The 13,502-nt window shown below is 49.8% G+C and carries 5 protein-coding genes; 1 reads left to right on the top strand and 4 read right to left on the bottom strand.

Translation table 11 applies throughout. From position 1 onward, the window contains the following. Nucleotides 1-39: 39 nt before the first annotated feature. Nucleotides 40-1,542, bottom strand: coding sequence for a RagB/SusD family nutrient uptake outer membrane protein (locus ACYVE4_RS19260; RefSeq protein ID WP_461041828.1), 1,503 nt, complete (start codon nt 1,540-1,542; stop codon nt 40-42). Between the two features lie 9 nt (nt 1,543-1,551). Further along, the gene (locus ACYVE4_RS19255) at nt 1,552-4,842 is read right to left on the bottom strand and encodes a SusC/RagA family TonB-linked outer membrane protein (protein ID WP_461041827.1); all 3,291 of its coding nucleotides are present in this window, start codon (nt 4,840-4,842) and stop codon (nt 1,552-1,554) included. Nucleotides 4,843-4,925: 83 nt separating this feature from the next. Between ACYVE4_RS19255 and ACYVE4_RS19250 the strand changes: the two genes are divergently transcribed. Next, nucleotides 4,926-8,990: a two-component regulator propeller domain-containing protein gene (locus tag ACYVE4_RS19250; protein WP_461041826.1), complete on the top strand. Its 4,065-nt coding sequence runs from the start codon at nt 4,926-4,928 to the stop codon at nt 8,988-8,990. A 7-nt stretch (nt 8,991-8,997) separates the two neighbouring features. Here the strand turns inward: ACYVE4_RS19250 and ACYVE4_RS19245 are convergent, their stop codons facing one another. Beyond that, entirely contained in the window at nt 8,998-11,964 is a 2,967-nt protein-coding gene (locus tag ACYVE4_RS19245) for a PVC-type heme-binding CxxCH protein (RefSeq protein ID WP_461041825.1), read from the bottom strand. Beyond that, on the bottom strand, nt 11,961-13,502 hold the full coding sequence (locus ACYVE4_RS19240) for a sulfatase family protein (protein WP_461041824.1): 1,542 nt from the start codon (nt 13,500-13,502) through the stop codon (nt 11,961-11,963). Before ACYVE4_RS19240 ends, ACYVE4_RS19245 begins: the two co-directional genes overlap by 4 nt.

Here is a 13,502-nt window from a genome sequence, read left to right as displayed (position 1 = left end):
TGTGAAGACACAGCAACGGGAGGTAATGGTTTTCGTACATCAATACCCCGGATTCTGCTTGACATTCGGATTTAGATTCGTCTCGATGTCGGGAATGGGGTAATACAGATTTTTTTGTACGTTGAAAGCTACATCGGTACGTGCCGAACTCCAGTTAAAAGAAGCCAGATTGATTTTACCGGCCATGTGCCAACGACGTAAATCAAGCCAGCGCCCACCTTCTTCACCCGCCAGTTCACGCAACCGTTCGCTCATGATCCAGTCGAAAATTTTGGCTTTGTCGGTTTCAGCTGCCGCAAAATTGGCGGGCGACGTACCGCCTTTCACCATTTCGCGGGCGCGGGTACGTACCTGATTGATTAGACCAATGGCTTCGGTTGTCGAACCCCCTGATTCCAGGATTGCTTCAGCTTTCAACAGCAGTACGTCGGCGTACCGAAGAATGCGCGGATTATTAACCGACGCTACACCCGACTGCGATTTCTGATCCCCGGTATGCCAGTATTTATAAAAACTCAGCGTTTTAGTATCTAACGTAGAGGCAATTCGTGGATCTCCAGCATCGAAAGCCTGTGCTAACTTCTGAGTAGCAATGTAAGGCGCTTGACCGCCCAACTGCGAACTATTTTCGTACCATCCCCAGAACGCCGACGTAGAGCCTACGCCATTCCGCTGGAAATCATTAGCCAGCCAAACGTTATCGAAATCGGGCTGCGAAGCCTGAAATTCGAACAGCGATTCCGCATTATTTTCGGTTTTGACATCGAAATTATCGTTGAAATTCGGCACCAGACTAACACCAGAAATTTTGTTAAACGCGGCAATAGCTGCCGTAAAGTCAGCCGCAGCCTTCTTCGCGGACCCTCTGAATACCAATGCCTTTCCTAACAATCCATTGGCCGAGTTGCTAGTCACACGTCCCCGGTTGGCGGCATCCCAGGTGGCTGGCAGTAACGTAGCAGCATCGGTGAGGTCTTTGATTGCCTGATCGAGCAATTCGGTATCTTTTGAGCTGGGTGGCGTAATTTTGTCCGGCGTCTGAATTCGCTCGGTGATCAGGGGCGCCGTACCGTAGTAATTCCAGAGCAGAAAATTTGTGTATCCGCGCAGAAACAGCGTTTCACCCCGAAGCCAGTTTTTCAAATTAGCCGTTTTGATAACGCCATTTTCTGCATCCAACTTTTGCAAAGCTGTATTCGCCCGGTTAATTAACTGATAAGCAATCCGATAGAAGGCTGCGTTCTGCCCCGTTGATGGCTGCAACGTACCGAAAATTTCGAACGCATACGTACCGGTAGACGTAATGTCATCACCCGGCAATTGCCAGAATCCGTGAATCGGACTATTAGCATTAAACCAGTAGTAATCAGTTAGTTTAGCATATACACCCAGCACCGTTTTGTTAAAATCAGACTCTTCGGTGAAATACGAAGCTTCAGTCGGCGAGAGCGGTTGCAGGTCGAGGTTTTTTTCGCTACAACTTGCGTAGAATAGTGTCGTGAAAACGACGGTCAAGACAACGATTATCGAATATTTTTTCATGTTCAGGAATTAGAAAGTGGCCGAAATACCCATCGTGATCGAACGTACCGGCGGAATCAAATCAGTGCCGCCCCGGTCAACATCTTCAGGATCAAGGCCTGTCCAAGGTGTGACGACGAACAGGTTCGTAGCGCCTACATAAGCCCGCAGCCCATTCACGAAGCCAAGCGAGCGAGTCAGTGAAGCGGGCAGTGAGTAACCAAGCTGCACGTTTTTCAGCCGCAGAAACGCGGCACTTTCGACGAAACGATCCGAAAAACGATTATTTCCGGCGGGGTCCGAACGAACGGCGCGGGGCATTGTGGTCGATGGATTTTGTGCCGTCCAGCGGTTTAGCGTTGTCGTCCATTGGTTACTGCCCGCACCACTCATGTTTTCTCCGGCAGCTCGCCAGCTATTGTAGCGATACACATCGCCAACACCCTGGAAGAAAATCGACAGGTCAAAACCTTTAAAACTGCCGCCTAGATTAAATCCGTAGTAGTATCCTGGAATGCTGCTGCCCAGGAACGTCCGGTCGTTGGTATTCACTTTGCCATCAGGCGTTTCCGAACGTAGCTGACCAGCATCTTTCGGATCGCCATAGACGTCCTGGAAGTACATGTCTCCCGGCGCGAAATTGTTGTTGTTGATGGCATCCGAATTCTTCGCTTTCCAGGCATCTATTTCGGCCTGGTTCTGGAAGATTCCACCTTTCTTATACCCCCAGAGGTAGTTCATCGGCTGACCCACTTCGATACGTCCGTACTCGTTGCCAAAGGGCAGGTTCTGGAATGTCGATTCAACGCGGTTTTTTACGGTAGTCAGGTTACCGGAAATGTTGTATCGGAAGTCTTTGCCAACCGTACCATTATAGCCAAGTTGAAACTCCATCCCGCTGTTACGCACCGACGCAATGTTCAGGATCGGCTGGTTCTGATTACCCACGCTGGCGGCCAAGTTCGCAGCCTGTAAAATGCCGGATGTCAGACGGTTATAGTATTCGACCGTAGCCGTCAGTTTTCCTTTTAGGAACGATCCGTCAACACCTAAACTGGTCGTTTTGCCGATTTCCCACGTCAAATCCTGCACCGGAAAATCGGGCAGTGACGTACCGTTCAGCAACGTACCGATCCCGTTTCCATTTCCCGAACCCAGCGCATAATCGGGCGCATCGGAAACGAGCGAGAGATACGCAAACGAACGGGTTTCCTGATTACCCAATTTTCCCCAACCTCCACGAATTTTCAGGTCGTCGATAAACGTAGCGGTTTTCATAAACGGCTCAGCACTAATCCGCCAGGCCAGCGAAATCGCCGGGAACGTACCCCATTTGTAACCCGGTGCAAACCGCGATGCCCCATCCCGACGTACCGTCGCATCGACGTAGTACCGGCTGGCATAGTTGTAGCTCACCCGACCCAGATATCCCTGCAACGCGTTTTGGTCACGAAACGAACTGACATTGGTGTAAGGCTGTATGTTGGTCAGGCTGCGAAATTCCAGCTGTGCATACTGAATCTGCGACGCGCCCCCCTGCAAAAACTCATAGGTGTATTTCTGATCCATCGCGTTCAGCAGCACATCGACATTGTGATCGCCAAACGACTTTGTGTAATTGATGCTGAATTCTTTAACAATGTTGGCATTGCGCGAATGTCGTTCGCCATACGTTCCTTTCGACGTACCATCGCCCACAGAATACGGATTTCCCGGATTTTGCAGGAAAAGATAATTATTGACCGCTGTCCAGTCGTTACGTCGGTTATAATACCAGTCTACGCTGAGTGTGCCTTTGAATTTCAGCCCTAAAACCGGCTCAACCTGCACAAAGGCGGTGCCGATATTCCGCAACAACGTGTAGGTCCGGTCGGACGTAGCGACCATACCGTAAAGGTTGTTATTCGTTTCCGGCCCCCACAACAACGTAGTGGCATCGACCACGAAGGGCGGAATCGAGGGCAAATACTGCGGCCGCGACGTAACGGGCGTTCCTAATTCGGGATTTGGCTTAAACGTCAGGTTTACCGAAGGCGCATACCCCAATGGACCGTTTGGATCGTAAATCTGCTGCCAGGGCGACGTTTCAGCCGCGTATTGCAAGGCACTGGGCGTATTGTCAACCGCTTCCGAATAAGCCAACCGATACGTTAACCCCGTTGACAGGTATTTCGATACTTTCGTATCGACGTTTGTAGCCAGCGAGTAGCGCTTTAAATTGTTCTGGATCAGTGGCCCTTCGGTATTTGTGTAGCCTGCCGACACGTAATAACGTGTGGCATCATTACCACCCGAAATCCGAAGGCTATAATCTGTGTTTGGGGCGTTTTTATTCAACAACGGGGTTTGCCAATCAGTGGTGGGTTTGTTACCTAAATAGGCCGCATTGGTAGGGTCGAATTGTGCGGGTAAGTTCTTGGCTTCGTTGGGATTATTGGCGTAAGCCTCGCGGTAGAGCGACACAAATTGCGGTACGTCCAGCATGCTCAGCTTCTTCGTTACGTTCTGAATGCTGTGTGAAACGGATACGTCGACTTTTGGCGCACCACGAGCTCCTTTCTTAGTCGTAATCAGGACCACACCGTTTGCGGCCCGTACACCATAAATAGCGGCTGCCGACGCATCTTTCAGCACCGACATCGACTCAATATCGTTGGGGTTAATCATCGATAATACGTTCACATTTCCCCGAATGTCGCGCGTGACCGAACCACTGGCATTGTCGGTTCCCGAACCATACTCCGTCAGCGGAATGCCATCCACTACGTAGAGCGGCTCCGCGTTCCCGAATGTACTAACCCCACGAATGCGTACCTGCGGACGAGCCAACGGACTACCGCCCGGTGTCGATACGTATACACCCGCCATCCGGCCCTGCATGGCCAACTCGGGTGCCTGCGCAACGCTCTTGCTGATTTCTTTGGATGAAACTGTCGAGATGGCTCCCGTCAAATCTTTTTTCTCCCGCGAGCCATACCCAATTACGACCACTTCGCTCAGCGAACCTTCTTCGGCGCTCAACGAAACGGTATAATCGCTGGCGTTGGTAATGGGGACTTCTTTTTTAACGTAGCCGACAAAGGAGACGACGAATTGCTGTGCCGAATTAGGTGCCGACAGACTGAAATTACCGTTGGCATCACTGGTTGTGCCCTGTACCGAACCGGCTATGACGATGTTGGCACCCGGCAAGGGCGTGTTGTTGCCCGCGTCAAGAACCTTCCCTTTTATGGTTCGGGTTTGCGCGTAGGCGCTACTGAAACTGAGTAGCAAAATCACCGCCATTACCAGATTTCTGGAAATAGAGTAGGGTTGATTCATACGTGTCGTTGGGATAATATTTAGCTTCCTGACACGAAAATTGGTATCATTAAAAGATACCTTTGTCCTATTCTGTCATAGGTATGCACATACTTAAGCCACTTGTCATTTTTCTTTTTCTGAGCATACATGCTTACAGCCAGGTCCCGTTTGAGCACCTGACTACGGCTGATGGCTTGTCGCAGAGTACGGTATGGGCGATTGTGCAGGATAAAAAAGGGTTTATCTGGATGGCGACGTCTGATGGACTTAACCGATACGACGGCTACAGTTTTAAAGTCTTTCGTCGACAGCCGGGCCAGAAGAATAGTTTGCCCATCAGCAACATCGCAGCCCTTTACGCCGACCAGCATAACACGATTTGGGTAGGTCCACGTAACAATGGCCTCTGTCGGCTTCGTCCCGATGGCGAAACATTTGATCATTTTCCGCTGCTAGCGCCAGGGGAAGATGAAAGTCAAGTAAGCATTTCCTGTTTTGCGGAAGCCGATAATCGGCTTTGGATCGGTACGGCAGAAAAGGGGTTATTCTATTATGATTATGCTACGCAAAAAGTAAGTCACTATTCTGATGGTCGAATCGGTACGTCGGTTACGGCGTTGTATCGGGGTGAAGCCGGGCAAATGTGGATTGGCAAAAACCAGGGTACCGTACTGGAATTTAACCCTGGAACGGGCGAATTGGAGTTATATTCCATCCCCTTTACAGCCGACGTAGCAGCGCATCACCGTTCTATTAATGTCATCAAAAAGGACCATTTGGGTCGGTTTTGGGTGGGCACAAATGGGCGTGGGCTATTTCAGTTTGAGCCCGATTCGAAGCAATTTCGGCAGGAATTTATTAAGTCGGGTGTCTATGAAACGGTCAATGTCATCACCGATATTGTCGATGATAAATCGGGAAATCTATGGGTATTGACCGATTACGGGGCATGGTTCTACCCGCATGGAAATTCTGATCGGAAACTATACTTATTGCCCGACAGCGAAGATAGTCACAGTCTCAGTACACACGCCTTAAAACGAGGGCTTTGCGATGCCGATGGCAATCTCTGGATTGGTTCCTGGCAAGGCGGCCTTAACATTCGCTACGCCCAGCCCGAGCGGTTCAGTTCGTTTCGGCATGAACCCCACAATCCGCAGAGTTTGCTGGCCGACCGGGTTACGGCTGTTACGTACGATCGATCAGGAAATCTTTGGGCAAGTTCCATCAAAGGATTAACGGCCATCTCGCCTAACCGACAACAATTTCGCCGGTTTACGTCGGCCAATTCCCCGTTGAAAGCCAACGATGTTAACGTACTGTTCCGAACGCCAACAGGCAACGTACTGATCAGCACCTGGACGGCTGGATTTTCACTATATAACCCTGATCATAATCGCTTTACGTCGTTTTTGTTGCCGGGCAAAAGTAAGTCGGTGAAGGCGTTTACGGCTTCTCAAGATGGACGTATCTGGGTTGGGAGTCATGAACGGGAACTGTATCTGTTCGATGAAAAGACTGGTCAATTAACGCCCGTAAGGACGAGTGCGTTAGCGCAGATTTTTCAAAAGTTTGACCTCAACGTATTGCTTGAAGATGCGGCAGGGAATCTGTGGATCGGCACATACAATTCCGGCCTACTACGCTGGAATCGAAAAACAGGGCAGGTTCGTCATTTTTCAGCTAGTGATAAACCGGCTACGCTGGGCAGTAACAGCATTACGTCTCTCTATGAAGACGAGCAAAAACGACTCTGGATTGGTACGAACGGCAATGGGCTTCAGTTATTCGATGCCCGTACCGAAACATTTCAGTCATGGACAACAAAAAGTGGTCTGGCAAACAACTTCATTGCGGGAATTATTGGCGATGAGCAGCATAATCTTTGGCTATCGACCAACGGCGGCATTTCGTGTTTCAACCCGACAACGCATGCCATCGAAAATTACGACCAGAGCGACGGACTGATTGGTAAAGAGTTTTTACCCGATGCCTGCACACGACTCCCGTCGGGCGAGTTGGCATTCGGAAACATGCAGGGATTGGTTGTTTTTTATCCAAAGCGCGTTCGGGCGAAAACAACCCCGCCATCCGCCTATCTTTCTGACTTAAAGCTCTTTAACCGCCCCACCAATCCAACTGATACTGATGCACCGACGCATCTGGATATGACCGACGTAACGAAATTAGTTTTCCGTCCTTTTCAGTCGGTTTTTACTATCGATTTTACAGCTTTGTCGTTTCTGCCGCATCGCAACATTCGGTATGCGTATCAACTGGTAGGTTTCGACACTGATTGGAACTACGTTGGTTCACAGCGATCCGCTACATATACAAACCTGCGCGAAGGCGATTATCAGTTTCTGGTCAAAGCGGCCATTGGCAATAGTGCGTGGAGTCAGCCGAAAGCGGTGCAGATAACCGTGTTGCCGCCCTGGTATCGGACGTGGTGGGCGTATCTGTTGTATGGATTGCTATTAGTGAGCGCACTGCTGGCCTTCCGCCGAATTGTAAAAATTCGGGAGCAGTTAAAAGCCGATATACGGATCAAGCAATTGGAAGCCGATTCCATTAAAGCGCTCGATGATGCCAAAACCAGTTTCTTTACGAATATTTCACACGAATTCAGGACGCCATTGACGCTGATTCTGACACCTTTAGATAAACTCATTTCAGAACCTACTTTTGGCGACCGACTTCAGCACCAATTCCAGACTATTCAACGCAACGCCCAGCGATTGCTACGTCTAATCAATCAGTTATTGGATTTATCGAAGCTGGAAAGTCAGAGTTTGTTGCCCGATATTAGCCGCAACGATATTGTGCCGTTTGTCGAACGTATCGTTCATTATTTCGATGAACTGGCTGAGAGTAAACGCATCACACTGTCGTTCAGAAGTAATTTCGATACGTTCGATGGGTATTTCGATGCCGATATTGTTGAGAAAGTCATTTATAATCTCCTCTCAAATGCGTTCAAGTTTACCCCACAGAATGGAGAAATACGAGTTAACCTGATGTTAATTCCAGCCGAAAAAAGTGTACGTATTACCGTTACCGATACAGGAATTGGTATCTCTCCGGAAGCGCAGATGCATATTTTCGAGCGGTTTTATCAGGTGGCCGAACAGCATACGCAAAAGAAAACGGGTAGCGGCATTGGACTGGCCCTTACCCGCGAACTAGTTGAATTGCACAAAGGGAGCATCACCGTCGAAAGTGCAGAAAACGTGGGCACTACGTTCACTGTTACGTTGCCACTCGGTATGCAGGCTTTTCCGCCGGAATGGCTTTCACAAACAACGGAGTTGCCTACGGAAGCAATTCAGCCATTGCTACCCACTACGTTGCCCGAGCAAGTCACTACGTTACCCACCAAAGCTTTACCGATTTTGCTGGTGGTTGAAGACAATGAGGAACTTCGGCAGTATCTGAAAGAAAGCTTTTCAGGAATGTATCACGTACTAACCGCAGCCAACGGCCAGCAGGCTATTTCGCTGGCACAGAAGCACATTCCCGATCTGATTCTGTCAGATTGGCTCATGCCCGTCCAGGCCGGGACCATCCACTCTGGACCCGAACTAGACGGGACTGAGCTGTGTCAGGCAATCCGATCCAACGAAAAAACGAGCCATATTCCATTTCTGCTACTGACATCACGGGCGGCTAACCAGAGTCAGATTATGGCCTTTGGAACGGGGATCGATGATTACATGACTAAGCCGTTTAACCTGTCGATTCTGGAAACGAAAATCAAAAGCCTGATTCGAAATCGACAGTTGTTGCGTGAAACCTGGCAAAAGAAAATACTGGCTTCTCCATCTGATATCCAATTGCCACCGCTGGAAGAGCTGTTCGTCCAGAAAGCCGTTGCCATCATCGAATCCCACATCGATGACGCCCATTTCGACGTAGAGCAACTGGAAGAAGCGATGAACATGAGCCGGATGCAACTTTATCGGAAATTAAAAAGTGTTCTGAACGTATCGGGAGCGGAATTTATTCGGCAGGTACGTCTGAAACGAGCCGTTCAACTCTTGGAAAGCGGACATTACAATGTATCGGAAGTAGCCTGGCAGGTTGGTTTTAATGATCCCGCCTACTTCAGTCGCTGTTTTAAAAAAGAGTTTGGCAAAGCCCCGCAGGAGTTTTTAGCGAAATCTTGAGAGCTAATCACTTCAACGTTGATAAATACGTTACTAAGTCGACCAGTTCCTGTTTTGAAAGCGCTTCGCCAAAGGGCGGCATCATGGATTGGGGCGCTTTGACTTTCGACTGGACATCGGCTTTACGTATCGTCTGTTTAACGCCACCCGGTAGCTTTAAAACTACTTCATTACTCGATTCACTATCGAGAAGACCCATTAGCTGGCCACCATCTCGGGTGTGAATCTGATACGTTTCGTAGCCGTAATTAATCCCTTCGTCAGGGTAGAGAATGGCGCGGAATAAGCTTTCTTTGGAGAGTTTCGCGCCAATTTTCGATAATTCAGGGCCGAACAACGCGCCGGATTGCTGCACGCGATGGCAAGGCTGGCAGTTTTGCGCAAAAATCGTTTTCCCTTTACTGGCAACGCCGTTTTCGTGAACGAGCAGGTACACAGGTGGTAAGGGTTCGCCGTTTTTGCCGGCAGGTTTGGGCAGATAATCAGCGGCTTCGCGTTTGATTTCGTTTCGGTAAGCGCTAAATAATACGCTGCTGGCGGTCGGTTTCAACACGTCTGGAAACGCTTTTTTCTTCACTTCATCAAGCAAGGTACTTTCACCAACCCAACTACTTCCCAGCAAGCGCGTCGCTGTTTTGCGAAGTTCTATTGGGCGTGAATCGTCCAGCATTATTCCACTTAATAATGCTAGTGCATCAGGGCTTCCATTGCCTTTGAGTGCTGTCATGATCGCTTCAGCAGTTGTATCAACATGCAGTTGCTGTCGTATAAATTCTTTCTCACCGAATTTCCATAGCAGTTGCATGGCTTCAACACCGACCTGTTGAGAGGCACAGCAACGTACCAGATTGAGTAGTTGATCCCGTTTATCAGTCAGGTGAAATTTTTCGACCAGATGGACGTAGCTTTCGGTTTGTCCTGCCGTTGCCAACGCCGTCTCGAGCGCCCGATTCAGCGTTTCGTTACGTACTACGTTGCTTCCATCCATGTGCTCCAGCGCCAGCCGTTGAATATCAGAACGTGGATCGCTAAGCAACGAAAGTAATACGTCTTTTTTGCTACCCGATCGGTGAAAATCGAAGGCTCGAAAATAACGTAGCGTTTCGGCTACGTTGGGGGTTTGTCGGATAAGTTGCCCCAGCAATGGCAAGGCCTTTGCCGAACGAATGCGCCAGACAATATCACGCCCAGCCGGAGTATTCCAGCTTTCTCCAACTTTCCGTTGCCAGGCGTCGAAACAAGCATCGGCGTTTAGGTCGGAGCCAATGCCGAGGGCTTCCAGATACCAGCGGTCGTTGCCCGTATGCTGCATTGCCAGCCTTGCCCACGACTCAGCGGCTTCTGGTGTTTTGAAGAAACGTAGCGCAATGGCCCACTCCCGACGAACTTCGGGGGCCGGATCATTCGCTAACGCGGCACACAACGAAAAGGGAAAGTTTGTCAGTTGCCGAGCCGCTCGCAAAGCTGCGATACGTATATCAGGGTTTGCGTCACGTAATGCTTGTTTTAGATAAGAATCTCCCGTTGAGGGCAATTGTGATAGTAGCCACAATGCCCGTGCTCGCCAAACCAGATTCGTCGATTGATACAGTTTTTGCAAACTAGTTTCGGCTTTACTACCCATTTTTTGCAGACTTGCCCAGGCTTTCCGACGCGCAGCCCAATTCGGATTTTTCAGCGCTTCGGTAGCGGATTCGGGCGTATCGAAGCGAAGTTTCGGTGAATGATACGTTGCTTTACCGCCATAACTAACCCGGTAGATTCGCCCCTTATTCGCATCAGCGGCAGTGCCTCCGCCGATGCCGGGGTCGTACCAGTCGGCTACCATCGCTGAGCCATCGGGAGCCACACTCACATCGACAGGACGGAACCACTGCTGGCTGCTTTTCAATACGTTATGAATAGTGGCTTTATAGCCAGCACCCTGTTTTTGCGTTGTGTAAGACCGTACTACATTGTATAACGCTTCTGCGTGAAGCAGCTGATTTTGATACAAAGCTGGAAACTGACTGCCCTCGTACACGCACAAACCCGCTGGCGAACCAGCACCCGTAATCAGCATGGTTGGAATAACGCCAGGGTCGTTCTGATGCCAGTGTCGTTCGGGAACGGTTTTCTCCAGATTGGTGCGCGACGCGGTCCAGGCGGCTCCGGTCATTTCATCGGCGAAACCGTAGTTGCCGTATTCCATTACGTAATCAATACGAACGGATTGGTTGCCGTCGTCGTCATTGTCCGACACCCAAAGATTGCCGAACGAATCCAGCGTGGGCTCGTAGTGATTGCGAAAGTTATGGGCGATGGTTTCCAAATGGCTACCATCGGGATTACAGCGTAGAATCAGGCCGTTACGATATGGAGCCCCTTTGCCATGTACGGGATTGCCTGCTACGTCGAGGACAGGTTTCCCATGCCTGTCGCGCACCTCACCACCGTTGTTTCCCATCGAAAAATAGAGTTTACCGTCGGGTCCCCAGAAAGGTGCGTGGATGCCGTGGTCGCGCTGGCCAAAACCTGAAAACAACGTATCGATACGGTCGGCATGATCGTCGTGATTGGTATCGAACAGCATTAGCATGTACGGAGCCTGCGCCAGATATACGCGATCTTCGGCCAGCAGCAAACCCATTGGCGATTTCATGCCCGGATGCTCAAAGAAAACGGTACGTTTATCGGCCCGACCATCGCCGTTTACGTCTTCCAGAATAACAACCTTATCGCCTTTTTTGTCGAATTCAGCGGGTGCTACGTCGTAGTTATGCGATTCGGTTACCCAAACGCGTCCGCGTTCATCCACGTCCATATTGGTCGGATTCGTCACCAGCGGTTCGGCGGCAAACTGCTGAACCATAAACCGGTTGGGCACCTGCATCGTTGCCAGCGCTGCCCGTGGATCGTGTTCAGGCAATATACTGACGAACCCAAAACCAATGCATACAGCTACGATAACACCTATCGATATTCCTCTCTTCATACACCCTCTTTCGCCAGCATATCGGTGGCTTCCGTGTCTTTATATTCCTGTGTCAGCTTTTTTAAGTCTCGTTTTAACTGACTGATAATTGCCCCATTTTTAGGATTGGCGTAATCATTTTTCATTTCGTCAGGGTCATTTTTTAGATCGAAAAATTCCCAGGATTCGCCGTTTCCGTAGAAATAAATCAGTTTGTAGCGCTCCGTCCGAATACCAAAATGCGCCATCACGCGGTGGTCGTAAGGGTATTCGTAATAGTGATAGTAAATGGCTTTTCGCGATTCGGCAGGTTTAGGCAAGGGCAGAAACGATTTTCCCTGCATGTCGGCGGGGATCGATACGCCCGCCGTTTGCAGAATCGTCGGTGCGAAATCGGTATTGACGAACAACTGTTTGGTCCGGGTTCCGGGTTTGAGTTTAGGCGGATAACGGACCAGTAACGGCATATGAAGCGATTCTTCGTACATAAACCGCTTGTCGAACCAGCCGTGTTCGCCCAGATAAAATCCCTGATCCGACGAATACATAATCAGCGTGTTCTCCTTCATGCCGTGCTTATCCAGATAATCCAGCACACGCCCTACGTTCCGGTCGACGGATAAAATACAGGCCAGATAATCGTGCATGTAGCGTTGAAACTTCCAGTTGTCCAGCGCTTTACCCGTCAGATTTTGCTCTTTAAAAGCCTTGTTGATTGGATCATAGTACGCTTTCCATGCCTTGAGTTGAGCCGGATTCATGCGTTTGATAATCGGCATGGTATCGATGTCAACTTTCAAATCGAGGCCGAGCCGCATGGTGGGCGTGGCAATCTGCATATCCTGATGCTGAGCGGCTTTACGACCTTCGTACGTATCGTAAAAAGTAGCTGGCATCGGAAACGTTTTGCCATCAAACGCGTGTAAATCTGTGGTGTCGGGTTGCCATTCGCGGTGGGGCGCTTTGTGACCAATGACCAGGCAGAACGGTTTCGACGTATCGCGACCGCTGTCGAGCCAGTTCAGTGCATCGTCGGTAATTACGTTCGTCGCGTAGCCCTCTTTCCGAACGGTTTTGCCATCCATTTGAATGAAATTCGGATTGTAGTACAGCCCCTGGCCGGGTACGACTTCCCAGAAATCGAAATATTGAGGAGTAGCTTTCAGGTGCCATTTTCCAATCCATGCCGTTTGATAGCCAGCCTGTTGCAGGTATTTCGGAAACATAGCCTGACTGGCGTCGAACGTTCCCTGATTGTCGCGATGGCCGTTCATATGGCTGTATTTTCCCGTCAACAACGTAGCACGGCTGGGCGCACAAATCGAGTTGGTGCAGAACATGTTTTCGAACACGGCTCCTTCGCGCCCAATCCGGTCGATGTTTGGCGTTTTGATATACGGACTACCGTACGCACTGATGGCTTTCAGCGCGTGGTCGTCGGAGAAAATGATAATAATGTTTGGCTGTGAGGGCGCTACGTCCTTGACCGGAATCCGGCTAAAGGCTGCAAGGCCAATTAGTGTGACTACGCCGAAAATGAGTTTAGTAATTCGAGTCAT

Source organism: Spirosoma harenae (genome assembly GCF_054776975.1).
The sequence above is the reverse complement of the archived record's forward strand: the minus strand, read 5'-3'. Positions and strand labels throughout refer to the sequence as shown.

Excerpts from the sequence above, each read along its gene's own strand:
- ACYVE4_RS19260 (WP_461041828.1), bottom strand. The coding sequence starts at position 1,542 with ATGAAAAAATATTCGATAATCGTTGTCTTGACCGTCGTTTTCACGACA.
- ACYVE4_RS19255 (WP_461041827.1), bottom strand. The coding sequence starts at position 4,842 with ATGAATCAACCCTACTCTATTTCCAGAAATCTGGTAATGGCGGTGATT.
- ACYVE4_RS19250 (WP_461041826.1), top strand. The coding sequence starts at position 4,926 with ATGCACATACTTAAGCCACTTGTCATTTTTCTTTTTCTGAGCATACAT.
- ACYVE4_RS19240 (WP_461041824.1), bottom strand. The coding sequence starts at position 13,502 with ATGACTCGAATTACTAAACTCATTTTCGGCGTAGTCACACTAATTGGC.
- ACYVE4_RS19245 (WP_461041825.1), bottom strand. The coding sequence starts at position 11,964 with ATGAAGAGAGGAATATCGATAGGTGTTATCGTAGCTGTATGCATTGGT.